This window comes from Streptococcus sp. 596553 (assembly GCF_900411395.1).
In the GTDB taxonomy this organism is placed as follows: Bacteria; Bacillota; Bacilli; order Lactobacillales; family Streptococcaceae; genus Streptococcus; species Streptococcus mitis_BA.
In genome coordinates, this window is sequence record NZ_OXCQ01000003.1 from 1 (window position 1) to 19,810 (window position 19,810).

35 protein-coding genes, 1 pseudogene and 1 other annotated feature are annotated in these 19,810 nt (G+C 39.3%); of the genes and pseudogenes, 9 read left to right on the forward strand and 27 right to left on the reverse strand.

Annotation, left to right across the window (positions count from 1 at the left end):
• From DSY56_RS04225 to DSY56_RS04325, 22 genes and pseudogenes are all read right to left on the reverse strand, one after another.
• Window positions 1-190 (reverse strand): annotated as a pseudogene (locus DSY56_RS04225) (hypothetical protein); the annotation flags it as partial.
• On the reverse strand, window positions 141-320 hold the full coding sequence (locus tag DSY56_RS04230) for a hypothetical protein (RefSeq protein WP_112444006.1): 180 nt from the start codon (window positions 318-320) through the stop codon (window positions 141-143). The pseudogene DSY56_RS04225 and the gene DSY56_RS04230, both read right to left, overlap by 50 nt.
• Window positions 313-690, reverse strand: a complete 378-nt coding sequence (locus DSY56_RS04235) for a YopX family protein (RefSeq protein WP_112444008.1) — start codon at window positions 688-690, stop codon at window positions 313-315. The genes DSY56_RS04230 and DSY56_RS04235 overlap by 8 nt, the downstream gene beginning before the upstream one ends.
• On the reverse strand, window positions 687-947 hold the full coding sequence (locus DSY56_RS04240; RefSeq protein ID WP_112444010.1) for a DUF1372 family protein: 261 nt from the start codon (window positions 945-947) through the stop codon (window positions 687-689). Before DSY56_RS04240 ends, DSY56_RS04235 begins: the two co-directional genes overlap by 4 nt.
• Window positions 944-1,420, reverse strand: coding sequence for a class I SAM-dependent methyltransferase (locus tag DSY56_RS04245; protein WP_112444012.1), 477 nt, complete (start codon window positions 1,418-1,420; stop codon window positions 944-946). The genes DSY56_RS04240 and DSY56_RS04245 overlap by 4 nt, the downstream gene beginning before the upstream one ends.
• A gap of 145 nt (window positions 1,421-1,565) precedes the next feature.
• Entirely contained in the window at window positions 1,566-1,826 is a 261-nt protein-coding gene (locus DSY56_RS04250) for a hypothetical protein (protein WP_112444014.1), read from the reverse strand.
• The gene (locus DSY56_RS04255; protein WP_112444016.1) at window positions 1,826-2,329 is read right to left on the reverse strand and encodes a DUF1642 domain-containing protein; all 504 of its coding nucleotides are present in this window, start codon (window positions 2,327-2,329) and stop codon (window positions 1,826-1,828) included. The genes DSY56_RS04250 and DSY56_RS04255 overlap by 1 nt, the downstream gene beginning before the upstream one ends.
• Before the next feature lie 11 nt (window positions 2,330-2,340).
• Window positions 2,341-2,856 (reverse strand): hypothetical protein, encoded by a 516-nt coding sequence (locus DSY56_RS04260; protein WP_112444018.1) that lies wholly within the window; start codon window positions 2,854-2,856, stop codon window positions 2,341-2,343.
• The gene (locus tag DSY56_RS04265) at window positions 2,853-3,185 is read right to left on the reverse strand and encodes a hypothetical protein (protein ID WP_112444021.1); all 333 of its coding nucleotides are present in this window, start codon (window positions 3,183-3,185) and stop codon (window positions 2,853-2,855) included. Before DSY56_RS04265 ends, DSY56_RS04260 begins: the two co-directional genes overlap by 4 nt.
• Window positions 3,186-3,198: 13 nt before the next feature.
• Window positions 3,199-3,408 (reverse strand): hypothetical protein, encoded by a 210-nt coding sequence (locus DSY56_RS04270; RefSeq protein WP_000454802.1) that lies wholly within the window; start codon window positions 3,406-3,408, stop codon window positions 3,199-3,201.
• Between the two features lie 369 nt (window positions 3,409-3,777).
• Entirely contained in the window at window positions 3,778-4,293 is a 516-nt protein-coding gene (locus DSY56_RS04275; RefSeq protein WP_112444023.1) for a hypothetical protein, read from the reverse strand.
• Window positions 4,294-4,314: 21 nt separating this feature from the next.
• On the reverse strand, window positions 4,315-5,151 hold the full coding sequence (locus DSY56_RS04280) for a PD-(D/E)XK nuclease-like domain-containing protein (protein ID WP_112444025.1): 837 nt from the start codon (window positions 5,149-5,151) through the stop codon (window positions 4,315-4,317).
• A 3-nt stretch (window positions 5,152-5,154) separates the two neighbouring features.
• Entirely contained in the window at window positions 5,155-6,105 is a 951-nt protein-coding gene (locus DSY56_RS04285; RefSeq protein WP_112444027.1) for a recombinase RecT, read from the reverse strand.
• An 18-nt stretch (window positions 6,106-6,123) separates the two neighbouring features.
• Window positions 6,124-6,309 carry a hypothetical protein gene (locus DSY56_RS04290; RefSeq protein WP_112444030.1) on the reverse strand — a complete coding sequence of 62 codons (186 nt, stop codon included), beginning with the start codon at window positions 6,307-6,309 and terminating at the stop codon, window positions 6,124-6,126.
• Window positions 6,306-6,485 (reverse strand): hypothetical protein, encoded by a 180-nt coding sequence (locus tag DSY56_RS04295; protein ID WP_112444031.1) that lies wholly within the window; start codon window positions 6,483-6,485, stop codon window positions 6,306-6,308. The genes DSY56_RS04290 and DSY56_RS04295 overlap by 4 nt, the downstream gene beginning before the upstream one ends.
• Before the next feature lie 105 nt (window positions 6,486-6,590).
• Window positions 6,591-6,734, reverse strand: a complete 144-nt coding sequence (locus DSY56_RS12005) for a hypothetical protein (protein ID WP_200832363.1) — start codon at window positions 6,732-6,734, stop codon at window positions 6,591-6,593.
• 16 nt (window positions 6,735-6,750) lie between these two features.
• Window positions 6,751-7,077 (reverse strand): hypothetical protein, encoded by a 327-nt coding sequence (locus tag DSY56_RS04300; protein ID WP_112444033.1) that lies wholly within the window; start codon window positions 7,075-7,077, stop codon window positions 6,751-6,753.
• 10 nt (window positions 7,078-7,087) lie between these two features.
• Window positions 7,088-7,399, reverse strand: coding sequence for an excisionase (locus DSY56_RS04305; RefSeq protein ID WP_112444035.1), 312 nt, complete (start codon window positions 7,397-7,399; stop codon window positions 7,088-7,090).
• Between the two features lie 237 nt (window positions 7,400-7,636).
• Window positions 7,637-7,903: a helix-turn-helix domain-containing protein gene (locus tag DSY56_RS04310; protein WP_234990553.1), complete on the reverse strand. Its 267-nt coding sequence runs from the start codon at window positions 7,901-7,903 to the stop codon at window positions 7,637-7,639.
• Window positions 7,904-8,072: 169 nt separating this feature from the next.
• Entirely contained in the window at window positions 8,073-8,789 is a 717-nt protein-coding gene (locus DSY56_RS04315; protein ID WP_112444039.1) for a phage antirepressor KilAC domain-containing protein, read from the reverse strand.
• Between the two features lie 64 nt (window positions 8,790-8,853).
• A complete protein-coding gene (locus DSY56_RS04320) occupies window positions 8,854-9,360 on the reverse strand; it encodes a hypothetical protein (protein ID WP_112444041.1) in 507 nt (168 codons plus the stop codon).
• 4 nt (window positions 9,361-9,364) lie between these two features.
• A complete protein-coding gene (locus tag DSY56_RS04325; protein WP_112444043.1) occupies window positions 9,365-9,574 on the reverse strand; it encodes a helix-turn-helix domain-containing protein in 210 nt (69 codons plus the stop codon).
• A 108-nt stretch (window positions 9,575-9,682) separates the two neighbouring features.
• Here DSY56_RS04325 and DSY56_RS11815 point away from each other — a divergent pair, with 108 nt between their 5' ends.
• The 6 genes from DSY56_RS11815 (at window position 9,683) to DSY56_RS04350 (ending at window position 12,353) form a co-directional block, all read left to right on the forward strand.
• Window positions 9,683-9,787 carry a type I toxin-antitoxin system Fst family toxin gene (locus DSY56_RS11815; protein ID WP_157769339.1) on the forward strand — a complete coding sequence of 35 codons (105 nt, stop codon included), beginning with the start codon at window positions 9,683-9,685 and terminating at the stop codon, window positions 9,785-9,787.
• Window positions 9,788-10,181: 394 nt separating this feature from the next.
• The gene (locus tag DSY56_RS04330) at window positions 10,182-10,550 is read left to right on the forward strand and encodes a helix-turn-helix domain-containing protein (protein WP_000493079.1); all 369 of its coding nucleotides are present in this window, start codon (window positions 10,182-10,184) and stop codon (window positions 10,548-10,550) included.
• Entirely contained in the window at window positions 10,550-10,783 is a 234-nt protein-coding gene (locus DSY56_RS04335) for a hypothetical protein (RefSeq protein WP_049512785.1), read from the forward strand. Before DSY56_RS04330 ends, DSY56_RS04335 begins: the two co-directional genes overlap by 1 nt.
• Window positions 10,783-11,046, forward strand: a complete 264-nt coding sequence (locus DSY56_RS04340) for a type II toxin-antitoxin system RelE family toxin (protein WP_000285962.1) — start codon at window positions 10,783-10,785, stop codon at window positions 11,044-11,046. Before DSY56_RS04335 ends, DSY56_RS04340 begins: the two co-directional genes overlap by 1 nt.
• Before the next feature lie 12 nt (window positions 11,047-11,058).
• Complete coding sequence (locus DSY56_RS04345) at window positions 11,059-11,439, forward strand: ImmA/IrrE family metallo-endopeptidase (protein ID WP_061468462.1); 381 nt, start codon at window positions 11,059-11,061, stop codon at window positions 11,437-11,439.
• 14 nt (window positions 11,440-11,453) lie between these two features.
• Complete coding sequence (locus DSY56_RS04350; protein ID WP_112444045.1) at window positions 11,454-12,353, forward strand: DUF6414 family protein; 900 nt, start codon at window positions 11,454-11,456, stop codon at window positions 12,351-12,353.
• Here the strand turns inward: DSY56_RS04350 and DSY56_RS04355 are convergent.
• Window positions 12,334-12,528: a hypothetical protein gene (locus DSY56_RS04355; protein WP_112444046.1), complete on the reverse strand. Its 195-nt coding sequence runs from the start codon at window positions 12,526-12,528 to the stop codon at window positions 12,334-12,336. The two genes, DSY56_RS04350 and DSY56_RS04355, sit on opposite strands and share 20 nt — an antisense overlap.
• A 231-nt stretch (window positions 12,529-12,759) precedes the next feature.
• Between DSY56_RS04355 and DSY56_RS04360 the strand changes: the two genes are divergently transcribed.
• The 3 genes from DSY56_RS04360 (at window position 12,760) to DSY56_RS04370 (ending at window position 15,405) form a co-directional block, all read left to right on the forward strand.
• Entirely contained in the window at window positions 12,760-13,194 is a 435-nt protein-coding gene (locus DSY56_RS04360) for a type II toxin-antitoxin system PemK/MazF family toxin (RefSeq protein ID WP_033676018.1), read from the forward strand.
• A gap of 228 nt (window positions 13,195-13,422) precedes the next feature.
• Window positions 13,423-14,019 (forward strand): CD20-like domain-containing protein, encoded by a 597-nt coding sequence (locus tag DSY56_RS04365; RefSeq protein WP_112444048.1) that lies wholly within the window; start codon window positions 13,423-13,425, stop codon window positions 14,017-14,019.
• 234 nt (window positions 14,020-14,253) lie between these two features.
• Window positions 14,254-15,405, forward strand: a complete 1,152-nt coding sequence (locus DSY56_RS04370) for a tyrosine-type recombinase/integrase (RefSeq protein ID WP_112444050.1) — start codon at window positions 14,254-14,256, stop codon at window positions 15,403-15,405.
• A 100-nt stretch (window positions 15,406-15,505) separates the two neighbouring features.
• On the opposite strand, the gene rplL is transcribed toward DSY56_RS04370, so the two are convergent.
• From rplL to DSY56_RS04395, 4 genes are all read right to left on the reverse strand, one after another.
• Window positions 15,506-15,874 (reverse strand): 50S ribosomal protein L7/L12, encoded by a 369-nt coding sequence (rplL, locus tag DSY56_RS04375; protein WP_001196965.1) that lies wholly within the window; start codon window positions 15,872-15,874, stop codon window positions 15,506-15,508.
• Between the two features lie 72 nt (window positions 15,875-15,946).
• Entirely contained in the window at window positions 15,947-16,447 is a 501-nt protein-coding gene (gene rplJ, locus DSY56_RS04380) for a 50S ribosomal protein L10 (RefSeq protein ID WP_001287277.1), read from the reverse strand.
• Window positions 16,448-16,485: 38 nt separating this feature from the next.
• Window positions 16,486-16,621: a sequence feature (ribosomal protein L10 leader region), on the reverse strand.
• A 65-nt stretch (window positions 16,622-16,686) separates the two neighbouring features.
• Window positions 16,687-17,946, reverse strand: a complete 1,260-nt coding sequence (locus DSY56_RS04390; RefSeq protein ID WP_112444052.1) for a TRZ/ATZ family protein — start codon at window positions 17,944-17,946, stop codon at window positions 16,687-16,689.
• Window positions 17,947-18,060: 114 nt separating this feature from the next.
• The gene (locus DSY56_RS04395) at window positions 18,061-19,809 is read right to left on the reverse strand and encodes an ABC transporter ATP-binding protein (RefSeq protein ID WP_112444054.1); all 1,749 of its coding nucleotides are present in this window, start codon (window positions 19,807-19,809) and stop codon (window positions 18,061-18,063) included.
• Window position 19,810: the final 1 nt, after the last annotated feature.

Below are 19,810 nucleotides of genomic sequence, written 5' to 3' on the forward strand. Positions count from 1 at the left end.
GATTGTATTTCTGGAGTTTGGCTAATTTTGACCGAACTGCTTGGTAACTTCTATCCAAAAACTTGCAAGCCTGTGTTAAATCATGCTCTTCTCTGGACAAGACGTACCACTCCAGATAATCAACCTCATCTTCTGTCCATCTACGTCCTGCCATAATGTTTAGACGCTCCATGTAAATAATAAGTGCCATCTTTACGCTTGTTTACGTAATACGTATATTGCCCATCTGGACTAGCGTAGGAAATCTGCTTCTCTCCTGCCCAGATACCATTGTCACGCATCATATGGCAATTCTCCATAATCCATTCTACGTCAGGCATCTAGCAACTCCTTGTTTTCGTAGATGTTGCCTACAACCTCACAATCAGTATGGCGTAACCACAATTCACATCCGTGTTGTTTTGATTCAAGACGATAGGCTCCGCCATAATGCCTTGCAACTTCGTAATAAGTTAGCTCAGAATAGACATCCTTAGACATTTTGACTACATCCCCCTCAAAAATCTCTTTTCCGTTCTTATCTTTGAGTCCTGTTGATTGCATGAGGTGAATATCATTATTCACAATCCATTCACCAGCAGCAGAATCCTCATCAATAATCCAGATATCACCATTTCCAGCCATCACTTCGTCTGGTTGATACATGCGACTTAATGAGCCACTATCATACGCTCTAAATTTTGGTATCATAACATCACCCCATCCCCTACTTTCACTTTATCCCACTGCTCTTTAGTCACCACGAACACCCCGTAGTCACGAATGGTCAGCGTGTACAGCTTGCCGTGTCGTCCTTTCTCGACGACTTTACCGAAAATCTCAGCGCCTGCGTTATCCGCCTTGTAGATAACCATCGGCTTTTTCTTTTCTAGTTCTGCAATCCTGTCCATCTGCCAGATGTTTAGTCCAGCAGATACCAGAATCCAGATAGCTATGAATCGTTTCAATCTGTGACCTCCTCAAATTTCATAAACGTCATCCAATGCGTAGTACCTCTTTGTTGTCCAAACAATGGTTTAAAAGGTACAGATTTAAGAACCTCTTTAACGTTGATTTGACAATCAGACCATTTAAAAACTAGAGTACCTCCAACTTTTAGAACTCTCATGCATTCTTCAAAACCCTTGGCTAAATCTTCCGGCCAGGTAACTTTATCCAGCTGGCCATATTGTGATCGCATAATTGAGTTTTGACCTGCCCATTTCAAATGTGGCGGATCGAATACTACTAGATTAAATGTTTCATCATCGAATGGCATATCACGAAAATCTCCGACAACGTCAGGGTTTACGTTTACCTTTTTCCCATGTATTTCAATTTTTTCTTGTCTGATGTCCATGAAAGTTGTATGACTCTCATTTTTATCAAACCAAAACATACGACTGCCACAACAAGCGTCTAGTATTCGTATATCTCCCATCACTCAACTTCCTTGCTCTTAGTTTCTCCAGTAAGTCTATTTTCTAAAATGTGACTTGTATAGCAAATATCACTTTTATATGTATAGTGATTGACAGTTTCTTCAACCCATTGATTTTTAGTGTACGGGTATCTGTTTGGTCGTTTCAATTTACCACCTCATTTTTCAATTCAAAACCAATTCTATATAAGAGCAAATCATTTTGAAAATCAACGAATGCTTCAATCATCTCAGCTTCTTGAAAGTCGTATTCCTCAACCGTACTTAAGAAATCATCAATATCATTTCTTTGTACACTTCCGTATTCTGTCTTTGTGTGTTCCATGGCTTGTTCATAGCCATCAACATCAATTGTGTAGCATATTCTGCCACTAGAAAAATCATATTTGTAATTCTTGATATTCATCACTCCACCTCCTTAATCTCAATCCCTGGGCAATCGAATACCCAGCCGTACCCCGCTTCTTCGAGTTGTTTGCGAGTAAATTTATAATTTCCAGCTGTTATATTTTGGTTGAAATAAAGAGTGTTCCCTGATTGCGATTTAACCAAGGGTTGCCCATTCTTCAGACTAACAATATACCGTTTCTCTTTCTCGACCTCGTATCCATCCAGCCATGCACGGGCGAAGAGATCTCTGTTGGATTTCTTTTGATACCATTCTGTAAATTCATGGCTTCCATTGCTACAAGCATAATGCAACGCATCCTCTAGTTCTGGGCTTTGTTCTCTTGCTCCTTCAATCACATCCGCCACAAACTGCGAAACTTTGACTGGTCGAGGTTCGTCTAGTTGTTTGATTAGATCAATTGCAGTTTCGGTCGGAATGCCTTTGACTACAGTTCCAAACATATTCAAACCATGAATCCCGGTTTCTTCAAATTCTTTAATCAATTCCTGCTTATTCATCTTCCAACTCCTCAACTCACCTTGTGGCTTTCCAAATTTCCAAATTCTTGGCCATGGTTTACAAAATATGAACCAATCAGGATAGCGTCAGCTTCATCGTCTTTGACGTTCAGGTCGAATTCATCGGACACTTTAGCAATGGCCTGCAGCTTCATTGATTTTTTACTTCGGTCCTTGTAACTAAACTTCCAGTACTTGCGCCAGGTCGACACGTTCACGAAGTACACATTGTCAGCAATCAACCGGCCAAGAGTGATACCTGTAACAATTCCAATACTGATCATAGACTGCTGATTTGGCCCCATGACTGAGTTCTTCTCGACCACAATTGATTCAAAATGGCAGTTGTATTTCTGGAGCACTCTCGATTGAATCGCTCGCAATTCACTAGCCATGAACCGCCCACGTTCAAAGAACGATTTGCTTTTATGCTTTAAGACACCACTCTGGACAAGGTCAGATCCGTGAAATACGGCCCATCCTGTCGCAGTAGTTGAAATGTCTAACGATAATGTCAGAGATTTCATTGCAGTTCTCCCTTGAATCCACAGAGATCAAATAGGTTTCGTTTATTACTCTCAATAAACTCAAAGAACTTCTGAAGTTCGGCCAAGTGGCGCTTTTCTCTCTTGATTCCAAGGCTCGTATGATACTCTGTCGGCATTTTCGGTGTCACCTTAATATCTAACCAGTAGAGAGGCTCAAACACGTCGCCACTTGTATCAAGAGAAGCATCTGCATCTGTATTTCTAAAATGCATCTGCATATCATATTCAATTTTATTGGTGATCGTGATGGTCTTGTCCACGATTTCAAGTGTGTTATCTGTTCCTGGAATATCGATTTTGTTTAGCATTTATTTTCTCCTTTTAAAAAAGTGTTGTTTGCAAAGGGTACACATCTTCAAATGGCACTCCGACTCTTAGACAGTCTCGTTTGATGTCCAGTGTAGAGATGACGTATTTGACACCATTATTTTTCTTGTCATAGTGTGGATAAGTGTAGCCATCATTTTCTATTTTTTCGATGATTTCAGACTTTGTTTCAGGACAGATTTCTGTCCAGTTGATCCATTCCATTTTTATCCTCCCACGATACCGTGCCAGATATTAGACACTCTTTATCCAACCTGCTAGCAAGTGTGGTTCGATTGTAAATACCGTGGCTGGTTTCGATACAGTCACTGTAAATATTTTTAATTTGTACAATTTTAAAAAATTCTCCATTTTTAAAAACTTTCACGTAATCGCCTTTTTCAAGTTTCATATTTCTGACCAAACCCCCACGCCTGCCAAATTGTGAGCAAGGCAAGCGTGAGTGAAATTCTTTGCGTCATTCGTCCAAAGTCACATAAGTGTCACTGACGCATTTTCTAGTTCGCAGTTTTACAAGAATGCCCGGCTTGTTGGTTTTTGAGTTGTTTCCAAAATGGAAATAATTGGTTTTGGTTATTTTGATTCTCTAACAGCAAACATGTCCTCGAATTCATCTGTCTGCTCCTTAAATTTCATCGGGATGTCCCCTCTGAAATAAAATCCATTTTCATCCAATTCCCCTTTAACTCCTGTCGCCCAAGATAAGAAAATTGAGCCTTGGCAGTCAGGACAATTCATGAATTTAAAGTAAGACGGGACTTTCCACCGCTTCGTGCATCCGCAAAATGGGCATTGTAAATCAACATCTACCTTCTCGCTTGGTTTCTGCGAAACCGCTGGACTTCCGCTAAATTTTGCTGACAATCTATCTGTGGCTTCTTTGATATTGACAGAATCTATTTCAGCTATTTTTTCAGCATCAATTTTAAAAACTGTCTTTGTATCCCCGGGCTCTTTCTGACTTAAATCCTCAAGAATTTCATCAGACCCTGTAACCATTTGATAGGCTTTGAATAAGGTTTGATAGTCAAGTTCCTGCGCTCTCTCAAAACTCAATTTTACGTCATCTTGTTCAATATAGATTTTCATTCTTTCCTCACTTTTCCAAACTTAATAATCACTTTCAATCAAGTCATTCAAGCTAACTACTGCATTCAGTTTTTTCAGACTCCTGCAATAATCGCAATGACCACATTTTTTAGGTTCTTTCTGACCTTGGATAACATCCCAAACTTCGACAATTTCAGACTTGATTTTGTCTAAACCTTCTTCAAGCCATTCATCATCGATTTTCAAAATGTCACGATCTGGAACGTTTTCCTTGCTGACCGCTACAATGTATGGTCTAAAATCATTCCCAGTCATTTGTTTCAGCAATTCACGATATAGACCAAGTTGTCCATGATATCCAAAGTTCAGAATATTGTTAACTGCTGCAGGAACTTTCTTTTTAAGTTCTACGCTCCATTCTTCAGCGTAGATGGACTTCATGGTTTTCAAATCCACGAAATAGCCACGACTTAGATTCACGCTATCCAGCTTTCCTTTTACTGGTACGCCCTCGATTTCTCCATAGACAATCAACTCTTTTTGAACCTCATCTGACGGATAACCGTGATACAAATGATTAAATCCATCATCGTCCTTTAGGCTTGCAATCATCTTATCACCAATCACAAAGTCAGATTTTAGATTTCCCTTGTTCTTGCCTGTCTTAGCAAGTAGCTTGTCACCATTTTCATCCATGAACTGCTGATGTGCTTCTTCGCTTTCAAAGTAACTATGAACGTAGTTTCCGAGTAGGAGAGGGGTCTCGTCCCTCTCTTCTACCCATTGCCCACTGTCCAAAGCAAAAGCCTTAGCCTGGCATTGCTGATACCGTTTAAAGCGTGAGTTGGTCAAGTAGCTTGTATCCTGGTAGTAGTTCTCTTGTGTTAGTTCTTCCATAGCCTACTCCTTAATGTTGGTCGTGTTTCCCTCAAAGAAACTAATCTCTTCCAAAACTTCGCCTGTTTCTTCGTCAAAATCTGGAATTTCATCTGCTGGGTATTCGGTAGAAGCTAACTCTTCAGGATTTGCCGTTTTTTCAGCCGTTTTTGGGGGTGTTTTGGTGTCTGCGGTAAATTCTCCCTCTACTACGTTGTCGCCCTCTGTGGGCGTGCTATGAGCTCCTAGAATGCTGTCCAATGTTTCAGCAACTGGTTCTTGAGTGACGTCTTTGATTTCATTCTTGTTTGAAACTGTGCTATCTTCGTTATCTGCCACGATTGCTTCCTGCAATTCGGTTGAAAGTGGTGCATAGGTTGAAAGCATGTGCTTCAAGACTGTTTTTCTAGCCATGGCATCGAAGTCAGACTGCCATGGGCTATATTTACTAGAGAATGACTGACTGTATTTCTTGCCATGCGCCTGAACTCGTTCTTTTGTCCAAAATACGGTCTTCTCAAAGCCGTTTGCAAGTCGCATAAAAGCAAAGTACCCGACAACTTTTTCATTCTCCTTTGGAATAGCAGACATATCCACTTCAAGGTCTTCAGTAAGTGGGTTAAACCCTTTATACTGGCTTTCATAGACCTCCCCAGCGTTCAAGCGTGTGACTTGTCCACTTCGTTGTGCAAGCTGGATTAAGCCTTTATACCCAACTTGAAACTGCGCTTGGTTCTTGTAAGGAACGATGTACGCATAACCAAGGCTCGGCTCAATTGGTAGGTTTAGGACTGCAGCTTTCATAGCAGCGGTCATGATGCTTTCGTTAGTAGCCTTAGCTAGTAGGTTGTTATTTGTCACGATGCTAAGTAGACTGGCCACGAATTGCTGACCATTGCCGTTTACCACCTCAGAAAATTTCTGTTTTACTGCTGGTGAGTTAAAAAATTGTTTATGTGTTAGTTCGTTTGTCATTTTATTCCCATCCTTCTTTTAGTAATTAAACATTGTTCCACAGTATCCAGCTTCTTCTAATGCTAATTTTCGAAAATAATGTAACATGTCGTTAATACTCATTTTTCTAACAATTTTCTCGGTTAGATACTCGCCGTCAGTTTCTGCTTTTATTTCCTCTCTAAGTTCTTGTTTCCATTTTTTGTAATACAATCGTTTTTTCATTTCTTTCTCCTTTTCGTCTTCTTCAAATTCCAATTTTCACGCTTTAAGTGTCTGTTTTCGTTTTGCAATTTCAAAATAATATCCTGTTGGTCGTTGATGATTTCTCCAAGCTCAATTCCAAGATGCATATAATCAGCTCGCCAGTTGTCTATTTCTGCAAGTAGTTCTTCAATCATATTTCATCACCCACATATCGACGTCTACCGCATCCGATATCCACATACTCGCTAGAGTCAAGTTCTTCTCGTTCTTCAGGTGGTTGCATTATGTCTCTGTCATAATCAAACATGAGCATACACCTTTCCAAGTTCAAGCACTCGTTTCACATATCTGGCCTTGGAGGTTAGCCCAAGGTCCAGCAATTCGTTTTTTTCTTCATGATTGGCCGAAAGCCATACACGGTTTTCAAGTTCAATTCTAGTCATTAGCGTCTCCTTCGCTCTATCCCAAATACTTTGCATAGCGTGCTCTCCGTGGCTCTGGCAAGGCTAACGGTTCAGGACGCAAGCCTTGAGGCGGTTCGTTGTCAAATGTGAAGCCTGGAAAATCTCTGCGAATGTTCTTGCGGATTTGTTCTCTTTCAATCTCACGACCCATTTCAAGCAATTCATTACAAGTTCTAATCACTTGCGTATCATACTCTTCTTGAAGTCGTTTTTCTTCCTCTTTTTGCTTCTCCAACTGATGAACTAGGATTCCTGCGCTGATAAATCCCAAAATCACTGCGCCAGTTCCTAAAAGCTGATTAATTAATGGTGGTTCAAACATTTCTTCTCTCCTATACCCCAAATTGTTTTTCTTTCTTGATATTCTCAAGCATTTCTGATAAAGTTTCTTTCTTCGTACGATAGCGATTACGACTTTTCCATTTGACGAACATGCGAAATCCTTCGTAATCGATAAATACAATCTTATGAGTTGGGTTATCGATGAACTGCTTGAAGTCTGGATGTTCTCGCATTTCACCTGCCCAGACTTTTGCAGTCCCGGGAGTCAACCCTTCCCACCTCTGACAAAGATGTTTGTAATCACCATGCGTAGCTTTTTCGTTCACATCAACTGGCTTATAAGTAATTTCTGTTTTCGGCATGCAATTTCCTCTCTTTCGTGTTATAATTTAGTTAGTTTTTTTAGTATGCGCCTGATTGCCGTCAGGTGCTTTTTTGTATTTATTTTTTCTACCCTCTCTTTTATTTATTAAGAGAAGTAGGACTTGTTGTTAATTAATATTTATTGTTATTTAATACTTGTTGTTAGTTAATATTTATTAGTGTAAAAAATTTGACATGAAAAAGTTTGACATGAAAAAGTTTGACATGAAAAAAACTTACATCTCAAAAGTTGAATCACTAATCGCTTTATCGAGTCGTTGCGACATAATATCAAACTGGAAATCAGATATTTTTCTATCAGAAAAAAATCGAAATACATGACTTCCTCCACGACCTGGAGGTTTTCGCCTAACTTGACGTAAATATCCAGCATCTTCCAAGATTTTGAAATATTTACTAATAGTTGGACGACTAACACCTTTCCGCTTAGCTATTTCTTCTGGATAGACTTGCCAGTTCGGGTGATTGGCCAGCACTACCATCATGATGCCAACCGCTGTAAAATCTAATGCAGGATCGTTGATAAAGCTATTACTAACAGCTGTGTAGTCATCAGTTGGATTCCTGAAAGATGAATTGGCAATCTAAATTTTTAAAGTCCGTCATACAATCTCCTTTCTCTTCGCTTATTTCAATCACTTTCGTCCTTTTCTAACCTGTTAGACATTCCTGATTAAGGAACTTGTTGATAAAATACTGCTGTCCTTTGCCTGTGACCTTTGGTGTCTTGTTCACACTGATATGTCCATCTGCGTGTTGCACGTTTGTTTCCTTGATTTCAAAGAGTTTCAAGTCCATACTACGTTGGGTTGGCATGTTCCAGTCTGAGCCTTTGCGCTTAATCAGGTAGCCATTTTCACGCATCCAAGCAAAGAGGCGATTGGCACCTATTTTGTAGCCGTTTTGACTAATGAGTTTGGCAAGTTCTCCAACCAAGATAGATGTGTGGCTTGCACTTACTGCGTCTGCAAATAACACCTTAGGACGGTCAGCCTCAATCTGAGCCTCTAGCTTGTGGACTTTCTTATCCGCCATGAGCAAGGCTCTTGCCATAATCTTTTCAGGACTGTTGAAGTCTTTTTCTACTTGAATGAAATACTGTCTGACTTCTTTCCCTTTGTCCGTTCGCTGGATCATGGCGATTTCTTTAGCCATGTCTAGTTTGATGATGTGGTCTTGACTAGGTCTACCTCCAGTACTTTTGCTCAAAAATGAGCTAAAGTCTTCACCCTCTGTAAATCCATATTCGGTCATGCGTGGGAACCAGTCTTTGTATGCTGTTTTAACTCCCAATGCCTCATGCAACTGACGACCAGATACAATCGGCTCATGATTGTCATTCAGAGTTACGTTGATGAGTTCGTTCATATCATTCCTCCTATTCCTCAAATCTTTCCGTTTAGTATCTGACTTTGTCAGGTACTTTTTTGTTTTATAATTCTGGAAATTCCTGTTTTAATTTTGTTAGACGGACGTTGTACCTATCCAAAAAGAAATTTTTAAATTCTTTATATGTTTCCAAAGCGTTTTGAAACTCATCATCTGTCAAATCTTTTATTACTGTTGCACCATGTAGAGATAAAACAAGAGATTTCAATTGTTCATGGATAAGGGAGGTATAAAGATTTTGTTTCGAATGATAGTAAATTCCTCTTTTATTCATCAACCTGTTTGTTAAAAATATTTTAGAGTCACTACCAATATTACTATCCCAACGGATTCCTGTTATGATTGGATAGATTGCACTACCTATTTCTCTCTTATAAGGATTTTGAAGTAAATCAAGGACTTTAGGATGATTGTTATTTACGATACGAATATCTTCATCAGTGATAGCGACTTGACCAAAATCTTTTCTAACCTTAACTATTTTATTTGCGACTGCCTCAGCAATCATTTCTTGTAATTCACGTTTACTTATTGTAATTACTTCTTCCATTCTCCTACTCCTCAAATTTCTCCCACGACTCGCTGATTCGCAACTTCTTGTTAATGCGAAGCTTCAAGTCATCACTTCCTTTACCATCTTTGAAAAGTTGCGTGATGGCTGACGGACTAACACCTACGACGGTAGCCAGGTCCGTCTGCGACCACCCACGTTTTTCAATTCGCTCTTTTACAAGCTCAATCCATTTAAGATGTTGTTGGCTCATGCGACCTCCTCCTTTTTGAAAATAAAAAATGCCCTATCTAACTGATAGAGCATGTGATATAATAGTGACGGTACTAACGATATAGCCTCTGAAAGGAGGTGAGTCCCATTGGAATTACTTTTCACACTTATCCTTGCCCCGCTCTTAGTCAATTTAGCAACTAAATTGATCAGCGACTGGCTGGATAGCAAGCAGGACAAGGACAAACGTTAGTGTCCAGCCCACAAAAAAATCCCCTGGTATTTGCGGTACTAGGGGATTTGTGTTCCATTGGAACTACTTTTCAATTCCTCTATATTATCTCACATGCTCTATTCAATTGTCAAGGAACAAAGTTAAAGAGCTAGTAAATTATTTTATAAAACGCTTGACAGCTTTTAGCGTATCTGCTAAAATGAAAGCATAATTAAAAACCTTGATAAAACCTTATATCTATCAACTTACTCGCTCGCTAAAGCTATTTATTTTTAGATAAGTTTTAACTTCGTTTTTTACTAACTCATTAACTTACAAAAACTATTTTAGCGTAAACGCAAAATAATGTCAACTAATTTTTGCGTATTTTATAAAATATTTTTTGTCATGTCTTAGAAAGGCTGATAAATCAATGTTTTCTACTTTTGAAATCGTAAAAGATTTATGTGAAAAACAAGGGATTTCGCTAAATACTTTAGAAGATAAACTAAAACTAGGCAAAAATTCTTTGTATGGGTTGAAGAGGAATCAACCTTCTGCCGAACGGCTACAACAAATCGCCGACTACTTCAACGTATCCACCGACTACCTGCTCGGACGAACGGATAACCCTGCTATTGCCGGGAGTGATGAATTTGCTCAAGTAAACGGACAAATCATAGACTTACGCAAAGCAGCAGCCAACACCATGTTATTTGACGGGAAACCACTAAATGAAGATGATATCGACTTCATCACATCCGTCCTATCCGCCCACTTCAAAAGCAAAGGAGAACGCTAATGACTATCACTATCAACTTCACAGAAAAAAATTCCTACATCACGGACTACCTAAACAAACACGGCATCGACACAACGACCATGGATTTTGACGACTTCATGGCACTCATGGAAGATATCGAAGACGCACGAGCAGCCGACCAAGCCTATATGGAGTATTTAGCCGACCCAGTTACTTATACCATGGATGAGGTCTTGGATGAACTAGGACTAACTCGAGAGGATATTGCTTAATGTATCGGCTAGATATTGATAAAAAAGCTCTCAAGCAACTTAAAAAACTAGATACCCCAACCAGAAAACAAATCCTATCCTGGCTTGCTAAAAACATTGAAAACACGACCAATCCACGACAACATGGAAAAGCATTAAAAGCCAACCTTGCAGGTTACTGGCGATACAGAGTAGAGAATTACCGCATCATCTGTGATATCCAAGACGATAAACTAGTCGTCCTAGCCGTGGAAATCGCCCACCGCAGAGATGTTTATAAATAACGAAGGAGAACTATGACACTCGCTAAACTCTGCGAAGAATATCAAGTAGAACTTTGTCTCTTCGACGGTTCAAACTGGCACAGTAGCGGTTTCTACAATCCAGACACAAACGTACTCGCTATTGACCACAACTTGACTCCTGAACAACAAATCCAAGTCGCCCTACACGAACTTGGACACAAAGACCACACACGCTCAGAGTACCAGAACGCCCGTCTACGCTGTGAAAACGAAGCTGATAGGAATATGATCCATCATCTCGTAAAAGATGCACTAGAAAACTTAGACGACCCCACAGAGTTTGATTACCTCAAATTCATGTCTTACTACAATCTAAAAACCATGACAAATGAAATCATGGTTAAAGAAGAGTATTTAGCATTAGTAAATTAAAAAGGAGGAAAATAATGAAAGAAATAATTTATTTAGATACCAAACTTGTCAACTCATTGTTGGCTCAACAAAACTCTGGTCTGATAACAAAATTAGTGAATGAAGATGGAGAAAGCGACGCTAGAACTGAAGGAAGTACAGAGCAAACAACCACATCCAGTGACGTTGGCCTCTCTGCTCTATTAAAAGCAACAGGAAGCTATTCTAATACTAATGTTGATAGTTACAATTTTGTATTTTCTAAGTCAAATAAAAATCTAGTAGAAACCGCTCTTGATGATTATTCATTAGATTTGCTTATCACTGGTCTTGAGGCGAAAAATCTTATAAAACATAGCGATTACCAAGATGGTGATCTAATTTCTACATCTGGAGAGTTAACTGTTTTTAACTTTGAGCAATTAGCAAATACAAGCGATTTAGAAGAAATAGAATTCTTACTCCCTGGATACGATGAATTTAGATCGCTGAAGTCAGAATATGGAAAAATAAAAGAAAAAGGAAAAGAAAAACATCTGCGTAGAGCTAAAGAAATCCAAGAACCTTTATCGACAAACGGTTGGAATATTTTTGAAATGATAAAACACATGTCGGTGTACTTGAAAAAATTATTACCTGAAACAAACCTAATCAAAATCAGCAATACATTCAGTATACTTCCTCTTGAATTTCTTAGAGTTCAAAGTGTCCAACTGAGTTTTATGCAACATGGAAAGAGAAAAATAAAAATGCTAGGCATCTGCTCATCAACTTTTGACGAACAAATACCTAGCGACTTCTCACATATGGAAGATAGTAACTTGATGTTAAAATACGCTCCAACAACTATTTTAAATATTATACTCGGTTCTTTTGGGATGATAGATAAGGATGACCACCTAGTAAGACCTATTGCTATTTATTTCGAGGACTAAATAGATGTCCGTAACGCTGATTAAAACACTCTCTTTTTAAATCGAGTTCTTTCTCGCCTGTTTTAATATCCATGCGGACTCTATCAGCAAATTCATTGTGGCGCAATTCCATTTCTTTTTTAGATTGCTCCATCTTTTGACGCTTTTGATTGATGTGAGTAAAAAAAGAAAACATATTATCGCACCACCTTTCACCACTATTTTACAACGAACAATAGTAAAAATCAACTGTTTCCATTTTGGAAACAACTACTTGACAAAAATTAAAAAAAGAAGTACACTAATAATGTCAAAAGCCTTGTTCGTCAAGGATACGATATTTATTTATAAAGCCTTGTTCGTCAAGGACAAAACTGTCTGGTGTACTTCTAAGAGGTACACCTTATTTTATTATCTGGAGCATTATATGAAATTTCAACAAGGCGAAGTTTATCTAATCAACTTCCCACAAAAAGGTGGGAATGAATTTTACGGAAAACACTACGCTATCATCTTAACAACTCCTGACAAAGCCGATGGGACACTCCTAGTAGCACCTTTAACTGGTAAAAAATCAGGAAAGAAATATCGTGGTGGTATCACGATTGAAAATAGTAAATATCAAAACACTCCTTCCAAGCCAAAAGCTTATGCTTATGTCCGAAAAATCCAAGAAATCGACAAACGGAAAATCGTCTATAAAACAAAGAAAAAGACTGATAGCGATGGACAAGTAATGCTAGATGCAGCAGGAAAAGAGTTATATGATAAAGTTTATAGACCAGCTTACAAGCTAGATACAAACGACCATAAAAAACTATTAGACAAGATAAAAGAAGTTCTTGGACTAGATTTATATTAAATAAAAAATTGACTTTTTTTAAAATTAGGGTTAGAATTAAATCATAAAGTCGCTTGACGACAAAATAGATGATACTGTCCCAAGAGGACAATTCTAGCCCTGCTCTTATGAGTTGGGCTTTTAATTTTTTATTTAACATCTATTCCTATTTTGGAAATAGTTACGTAAAACGGAAATAAAAAAATGTGCAATAACTGATCCACATTAAAAGCTGAGAGAGGTTTCATTATGAATGAAGAACGCAAAGTTTTAGGTATTTTGGCTATTATTTTCGGAGCAATTGCTCTATTTGGGTCTTGGATGCCTATCATTAACAACCTATCATTTGTTATTGCTATTTTAGCGCTTATATTGGGCTTGATAGGCCTAGCTATCAACAGAAAAAGGCCAAAAATGTTGGCTATCATCGGTACAGTCTTAGCAGTTGTGTCAATGGTTATTGTTATTGCTACGCAATTGATGTATGCCCGTGCTTTGAATAATGCTGCTAAGAGTGTGGAAGAGACTGTAAGTTCAGTAAGTTCTTCTATCGAATCATCTCAAAAAGAAGAAGATGCTAAATTTAACTGGACAAAAGAACAGTTTGACGCTCTTCAAATGGGTGACATCATGAACTATGGTGCTGGCGGAACTAACTACGATGATATTGTTAGCGTTCATGGAGAACCAAATAGCATAAACACTACTACTGTTAATGATCATGAAAGCAGAACAATTTCATATTCTTCAGCAGGTACAAAACTCCGAAGCATTACTTTGACATTTAGCAAACAAGAAAATGGTGCTTATTTATTGACTGCTAAAGTCGGCATCGGATTGGAATAAATTTATTTTCATGATATAATTAAGTTACTTAGAGGTTTACCCTCATATTTTTAAACTTTGCACCTTAGCGTGCCAGGGGAAGTAACTTAACAGTTACTTCCCTTTTTAAAAACTAAAAAATCCCCACGCTCTCAAACTTTGGCGAGTCTGAGCGTGAGGATATCCTGGATAGTAAAAGGCATTAAAAAGCCTGCTTTACTATACCTATTTTATCAAGAAATGAGGTGAAAATCAATGTGGATGGAAGAACTTTCCAACGGAAAATATAAATTCTTTGAACGATACAGAGACCCGTATACCGAGAAATGGAAAAGGGTATCTGTCACTCTTGATTCGGGTTCAGCAAGAGCTAAGAAAGAAGCTCAGAAGCAGCTGGATGAGAAAATAGCAGAAAAACTACAAAATCTTACTACTACAGATATGCTTTTTACAGACGTACTAAGTGATTGGTGGGAACTTCATAAAAAGTCAATCAAGCCTTCTACCATAAAGACCATGGTCTATGCTGTAGATGAAGTAAAAGATACTTTTGCGCCTGACGTGAAAATAAAAAATATCACTGCGAAGTACACTCAACAGTACTTTACTGACTCGGAAGAAAATCATATCAAACTCAAAAAGCAAAAGTCAGTACTAAGCATGGTCTTTAAGTATGCGCTTGATATGGAACTGGTAGATAGCAATCCTATCCAGCGTGTGAGACTTCCTAAAAAGGTTGTCGCATATGAAAATATGGAAAAGATTGAAGATAAGTTCCTTGAGCAAAGCGAATTAAAAAGGCTTTTAAAAGCTATGAAAAGCTATAATCGGGGCTATCACGTCGCTCGTATGGCTGAATTTATGGCTTTAAATGGTTGCCGAGTCGGTGAGGCTGGTGCACTTAAATTTGAAAACTACGATAAGAAAAACCGTACTATCACTATCAACGGAACTTTAGACCCAACCCGTAAAGGTTCAGAGGGTGTTAAAACCACACCTAAGACCTTATCATCTATCAGAGTAGTTGACCTAACAAAAAAAGAAATTGAAATCATTGAAGAATTCATTGAGCTACATAAGATAAGAAAGAATACAAACCCAAACTATAAAGATATGGGATTTATATTTGTATCAGCCAATGGAATTCCCATTCATAAATCAAGTATCGGCAAGCTCATGAAAAATGCAAACGCCACTTTAAAGAAGCCAATCAATAAGCCACTTCACCCGCATATCCTACGTCATACACTAATCAGTACGCTTGCTGAAAATAATATCCCCTTAAAAGCCATCACGCAAAGAGTTGGGCATAAAGATAACGGAAAGACCACAATGGAAATCTATACTCACGTAACCAAGAACATCAAGTCGAAAGTTGTTGATGTACTAGATAAAATTTATAAATAGTTTTGCCCCTTTTTTGCCCCCTGCTAGACAAACAGAAAAACCGCTAGTCCTAAGAATAGCGGTTTAATCATGTTTTTAAGCTACTAATGTAGTCGCTCTATTATTTAAGAGTAACTGAAGCTCCAGCTTCTTCCAATTTAGCTTTGATTTCTTCAGCTTCTGCAGTTGCAACGCCTTCTTTAACAAGTGCTGGTGCACCGTCAACAAGTTCTTTAGCTTCTTTAAGTCCAAGACCTGTGATTTCACGTACAACTTTGATAACGCCAACTTTTTTGTCGCCTGCAGATGTCAGTTCAACGTCGAATGAATCTTTAGCAGCACCAGCGTCAGCAGCACCAGCTGCAGCAACAGCTACAGGAGCAGCTGCAGTTACACCAAATTCTTCTTCGATAGCTTTTACAAGGTCGTTCAATTCAAGGATTGAAGCTTCTTTAATTTCAGCAATAATGTTTTCAATGTTCAATGCCATTGTTATTTCCTCCAAATATGTTTTAAATTTATAATAGATTTTCGTAGCTAGGCTACGCTGCGTAGCTTAAGATTAAGCTGCGTCTTCTTTGTTGTCTGCAACCGCTTTGACTGCAAGAGCAACGTTGCGCACTGGCGCTTGAAGTACAGAAAGGAGCATAGAAAGAAGTCCTTCGCGGTTTGGAAGAGTTGCAAGAGCAAGAATCTCTTCTTTAGATGCGACAGCGCCTTCGATTGCACCACCTTTGATTTCAAGTGCTTCAGCGTTTTTAGAAAAGTCGTTCAAGATTTTCGCTGGTGCGATAACATCTTCGTTAGAAAATGCTACTGCAGATGGTCCAACAAATACAGATGCAAGATCTTCAAGACCAGCTTTTTCAGCTGCACGACGCAAGATTGAGTTTTTAATCACTTTATACTCAACTTCGCTTCCACGAAGCTCACGACGAAGAACTGTATCTTGCTCAACTGTCAAACCACGAGCGTCTACAACGACGATAGATGCAGCAGCTTTCATTTTTTCAGCTACTACGTCAACTAGTTCCGCTTTTTTAGCAATAATTGCTTCACTCATTAGTGTGTTCACCTCCGTTATTATTTTGCTTGGGGAAATTTTTCAAAAGAAAAACGCGCCCAAACCTAGACACGAAAGTACAATACGCTTCTTTTTACATGATACGTTTTGTCCTCGGTAGGATATTTATGAGTCGAACTCCCCTACTGTCTTAGGCAGTTTTTTCAAACTGTATATAAGTATAGCATAGTCAAAAAAAGAATGCAAGACTTTTGCAAACTTTTTTCGTGATTTTTCTTTTAAAGTTCTACTGTTAGGACTTGGCCTTGCTTAACAACCTGTTCTCCAGCGATATAAACATCATCAACGTCACTGGATTTAACAGCATAGACGAGGTGAGAAAGCATATTTTCCTGAGGTTGGAGATGAATTTTGCCTTGTGGTTGAATAACGAGAAAATCTGCCTTCTTGCCGACTTCTAGACTTCCTATCTGATTTTCCATTCCTAGGACCTTAGCCCCTTCGATTGTTAGTGCCTTGAGAGCTGTTTCAATAGGGAATTGGCTGGCATCCCCACTTTTCATCTTCTGAAGAAGGGCTGCAGTCCGTCCTTCCTCAAACATATCTAGATTGTTATTGGAGGCAACCGAATCCGTCGCAATTCCGACTGCTACTCCTGCTTTTTGCAGTTGAATGATAGGAGCAATCCCTGATGCCAGTTTGAGGTTACTAATAGGATTGTGGGCAATAGACACTTGAGAAGTTGCCAAGCGTTCAATTTCTCTCTCGTTTAATTCGACCCCGTGAGCAAAGACAGACGGATGATCTAAGTAACCCAGTTCTTCAAGAAAGGCGAGGGGGCGTTTGCCGTATCGTTTCAGGATAATTCCTGACTCCTCCTTGGTCTCCGCCACGTGGATATGGATTGGAATAGCAAGCTCTTTTGCCATGTCTAAACTTTCTTCCAGCAAGTCTCTATCACAGCTGTAGGGAGAATGTGGGGCTACCATCACCTTGAAATTTGGATTTTTATATCCAATAATTTCCTCAATGATTGCTCGAGTTCTGCTTATGGTCTCAGCAGTTGTCTCTGCCTCTGAAGAAAAAAGAGTCGGTGAGAAATAACAACGCATCTTGGAAGTTTTCACTGCCTGATAAATCCGTTCAATATCCACACCATTGGGATTATACATATCGTTAAAGGTTGTTGTTCCCGACTGGAGCATCTCTATCATAGCTTCTTTAACCGCTCTTGTAGTCATGTCGGGAGTAAATCCTGCTTCTGCTGGCCAGATATAGTCATTAAGCCATTCATGGAGATTGCTATCATCTCGAATTCCTCTCAATCCTGTCATAGCAGAATGGGTGTGACAATTGACCAAACCAGGCATAATCCAGGCCCCCTGATAGTCTATAATCTGCTCAGCTTGCTCTAAAATCTCTGACTGCTCTTGACCGACATAGACTATTTGAGAATCCTTAACAGCTAAGATTCCATCTAGATAAACATGGAAATCTTTGTCACAAGTCACGATATTTACATGCTGAAAGACTTTCATTCTAGGCTCCTTTTCTAAAAGACAATTTACAGTGAACAATTTTTCTAGCTATTGTAACAAAAAAGTCACCCGAAGGCAACTTTTTTCGTCCATAAACTTTCAAAAGAGAATGGCTTATTCAGAGCTAAAAGCTGCAGCTTGCTGCATTTGGTAATACTTGCCTTTTCTAGCCATGAGGTCCTGATGATTGCCATGCTCCACAATATCGCCATCCACCAAGACAAGAATCAAATCTGCATCCTGAATAGTTGACAAACGGTGAGCAATGATAAAGCTTGTACGCCCCTTCATGAGTTTAGCAAAGGCATCCTGTACCAGCACTTCTGTCCGCGTATCGATGGATGAAGTTGCTTCGTCTAAGATAAGAATCTTTGGAATAGCCAGAAAGACTCGGGCGATGGTCAGGAGCTGGGCTTGCCCAACAGAGAGAGATTCTCCTGCATTTTCCAACTTGGTATCGTATCCCTGTGGCAACTGTTGGATGAAAAAGTCCGCATTGGCTGCTTTGGCAGCAGTAATCACCTGCTCCCTACTGGCTTTAGGATTTCCAAAGGCAATATTGTCATGAATAGTCCCTTGCTTGAGCCAGGTTTCTTGGAGCACCATGCCAAACTGCTGGCGTAAAGAGGCACGACTATAGTCATAAATGGATTTCCCATCCAGCAAGATATCTCCTGAATTAATGGGATAAAAACGCATGAGGAGATTGATAAGGGTTGATTTGCCAGCACCTGTCGGACCAACAATGGCAACCTTGCTACCAGCTGGAATAGCGATAGATAAGTCCTTAATCAAAATCTTTTCAGGATGGTAACCAAAAGAGACATGTTTAAAGGAAATAGCTCCCTTAACTTGGTCACTGGTCAAGACTTCCTTGCCTGTTTCAGCAACCTCAGGACTTTCTAAGACAGCATAGACGCGCTCTGCACAAGCCAGAGCACTTTGCAACTCAGCTAGCACTGAAGAAATATCGTTAAAAGGCTTGGTGTACTGTTGAACATAGTTCAAAAAAGTCACTAAACGCCCAATGGTCAAGGTGGAACCCATCATGATACGATAAGCTCCCACTCCAGCTAGAAGGGCATAAATAAGCGCATTGACAAAGCGAGTCGAAGGATTGACCGTTGAAGAATAAAAGATAGCTGACTGCGAATAACCTGCATAGTTGGCATTCGCCTCGTGCAGTCTTTGGATAAAATCTTCTTGAGCATTAAAGGACTGGATAATGGTCTGCTGGCTCAACGATTCTTCAATCAACTGAGTCTGAATTCCCCTCGTCTCTGTTTGCTTTTGGAAGTGATGATAGGAGCGTTTGGCAATAAAGCGTGAGATTACCATAGACAGTGGCGTCAACAGCAAGACCAAAAGAGTCATGAGGAGATGAATTTGAATCATGGCTAGAATGCTGACTAAAATCATCAAGACACCAATGAAGAATTGGTTAAAGATCATGATCAAGCCAGCTGCCAACTGTTCTATGTCTGTTGTCACCCGACTGACCATCTCCCCACTGCCTTGCCGATCCACAAAGGCAATCGGTAAACGATGGAGCTTATGGATGATTCGCTCTCGTAAGTCTCTGGTATAAGAGAAAATTAGGCGATTATAGAGGAGAGGATTGGCCCACTGCACAAGGGTATTTCCTATGACCACCAAGATCATTTGAATAAAGATCTGCCAAAAAACTGGTGAAGAACCAGCCACTAGGACTTGGTCGATGACCTGCCCAATCAGAATAGGTAGGTAAATTGATAAACCAACTTGGGCAATAGTTCCTAGAAAGGCTAGAAAAAGGAGGAAGGGATGGCTTGCTAAATCTTTGGCCAAACGTTTGAGAGTCTGGTTTGCAGTTTGTCGTCTCATG

What these genes read in the sequence shown, in the direction of transcription:
- DSY56_RS04265 (WP_112444021.1), bottom strand. Translation starts at nt 3,185, where the DNA reads ATGCTAAACAAAATCGATATTCCAGGAACAGATAACACACTTGAAATC.
- DSY56_RS04345 (WP_061468462.1), top strand. Translation starts at nt 11,059, where the DNA reads ATGACACTCGCTAAACTCTGCGAAGAATATCAAGTAGAACTTTGTCTC.
- DSY56_RS04250 (WP_112444014.1), bottom strand. Translation starts at nt 1,826, where the DNA reads ATGAATATCAAGAATTACAAATATGATTTTTCTAGTGGCAGAATATGC.
- DSY56_RS04275 (WP_112444023.1), bottom strand. Translation starts at nt 4,293, where the DNA reads ATGAAAATCTATATTGAACAAGATGACGTAAAATTGAGTTTTGAGAGA.
- DSY56_RS04340 (WP_000285962.1), top strand. Translation starts at nt 10,783, where the DNA reads ATGTATCGGCTAGATATTGATAAAAAAGCTCTCAAGCAACTTAAAAAA.
- DSY56_RS04365 (WP_112444048.1), top strand. Translation starts at nt 13,423, where the DNA reads ATGAATGAAGAACGCAAAGTTTTAGGTATTTTGGCTATTATTTTCGGA.
- DSY56_RS04370 (WP_112444050.1), top strand. Translation starts at nt 14,254, where the DNA reads ATGTGGATGGAAGAACTTTCCAACGGAAAATATAAATTCTTTGAACGA.
- DSY56_RS04335 (WP_049512785.1), top strand. Translation starts at nt 10,550, where the DNA reads ATGACTATCACTATCAACTTCACAGAAAAAAATTCCTACATCACGGAC.
- DSY56_RS04245 (WP_112444012.1), bottom strand. Translation starts at nt 1,420, where the DNA reads ATGGGAGATATACGAATACTAGACGCTTGTTGTGGCAGTCGTATGTTT.
- DSY56_RS04330 (WP_000493079.1), top strand. Translation starts at nt 10,182, where the DNA reads ATGTTTTCTACTTTTGAAATCGTAAAAGATTTATGTGAAAAACAAGGG.
- DSY56_RS04390 (WP_112444052.1), bottom strand. Translation starts at nt 17,946, where the DNA reads ATGAAAGTCTTTCAGCATGTAAATATCGTGACTTGTGACAAAGATTTC.
- rplL (WP_001196965.1), bottom strand. Translation starts at nt 15,874, where the DNA reads ATGGCATTGAACATTGAAAACATTATTGCTGAAATTAAAGAAGCTTCA.
- rplJ (WP_001287277.1), bottom strand. Translation starts at nt 16,447, where the DNA reads ATGAGTGAAGCAATTATTGCTAAAAAAGCGGAACTAGTTGACGTAGTA.
- DSY56_RS04320 (WP_112444041.1), bottom strand. Translation starts at nt 9,360, where the DNA reads ATGGAAGAAGTAATTACAATAAGTAAACGTGAATTACAAGAAATGATT.
- DSY56_RS04360 (WP_033676018.1), top strand. Translation starts at nt 12,760, where the DNA reads ATGAAATTTCAACAAGGCGAAGTTTATCTAATCAACTTCCCACAAAAA.
- DSY56_RS04295 (WP_112444031.1), bottom strand. Translation starts at nt 6,485, where the DNA reads ATGATTGAAGAACTACTTGCAGAAATAGACAACTGGCGAGCTGATTAT.
- DSY56_RS04280 (WP_112444025.1), bottom strand. Translation starts at nt 5,151, where the DNA reads ATGGAAGAACTAACACAAGAGAACTACTACCAGGATACAAGCTACTTG.
- DSY56_RS04290 (WP_112444030.1), bottom strand. Translation starts at nt 6,309, where the DNA reads ATGAAAAAACGATTGTATTACAAAAAATGGAAACAAGAACTTAGAGAG.
- DSY56_RS04310 (WP_234990553.1), bottom strand. Translation starts at nt 7,903, where the DNA reads ATGGTAGTGCTGGCCAATCACCCGAACTGGCAAGTCTATCCAGAAGAA.
- DSY56_RS12005 (WP_200832363.1), bottom strand. Translation starts at nt 6,734, where the DNA reads ATGACTAGAATTGAACTTGAAAACCGTGTATGGCTTTCGGCCAATCAT.
- DSY56_RS04230 (WP_112444006.1), bottom strand. Translation starts at nt 320, where the DNA reads ATGCCTGACGTAGAATGGATTATGGAGAATTGCCATATGATGCGTGAC.
- DSY56_RS04255 (WP_112444016.1), bottom strand. Translation starts at nt 2,329, where the DNA reads ATGAATAAGCAGGAATTGATTAAAGAATTTGAAGAAACCGGGATTCAT.
- DSY56_RS04325 (WP_112444043.1), bottom strand. Translation starts at nt 9,574, where the DNA reads ATGAGCCAACAACATCTTAAATGGATTGAGCTTGTAAAAGAGCGAATT.
- DSY56_RS04315 (WP_112444039.1), bottom strand. Translation starts at nt 8,789, where the DNA reads ATGAACGAACTCATCAACGTAACTCTGAATGACAATCATGAGCCGATT.
- DSY56_RS04355 (WP_112444046.1), bottom strand. Translation starts at nt 12,528, where the DNA reads ATGTTTTCTTTTTTTACTCACATCAATCAAAAGCGTCAAAAGATGGAG.
- DSY56_RS04395 (WP_112444054.1), bottom strand. Translation starts at nt 19,809, where the DNA reads ATGAGACGACAAACTGCAAACCAGACTCTCAAACGTTTGGCCAAAGAT.
- DSY56_RS04260 (WP_112444018.1), bottom strand. Translation starts at nt 2,856, where the DNA reads ATGAAATCTCTGACATTATCGTTAGACATTTCAACTACTGCGACAGGA.
- DSY56_RS04270 (WP_000454802.1), bottom strand. Translation starts at nt 3,408, where the DNA reads ATGGAATGGATCAACTGGACAGAAATCTGTCCTGAAACAAAGTCTGAA.
- DSY56_RS04350 (WP_112444045.1), top strand. Translation starts at nt 11,454, where the DNA reads ATGAAAGAAATAATTTATTTAGATACCAAACTTGTCAACTCATTGTTG.
- DSY56_RS04305 (WP_112444035.1), bottom strand. Translation starts at nt 7,399, where the DNA reads ATGCCGAAAACAGAAATTACTTATAAGCCAGTTGATGTGAACGAAAAA.
- DSY56_RS04235 (WP_112444008.1), bottom strand. Translation starts at nt 690, where the DNA reads ATGATACCAAAATTTAGAGCGTATGATAGTGGCTCATTAAGTCGCATG.
- DSY56_RS04300 (WP_112444033.1), bottom strand. Translation starts at nt 7,077, where the DNA reads ATGTTTGAACCACCATTAATTAATCAGCTTTTAGGAACTGGCGCAGTG.
- DSY56_RS04285 (WP_112444027.1), bottom strand. Translation starts at nt 6,105, where the DNA reads ATGACAAACGAACTAACACATAAACAATTTTTTAACTCACCAGCAGTA.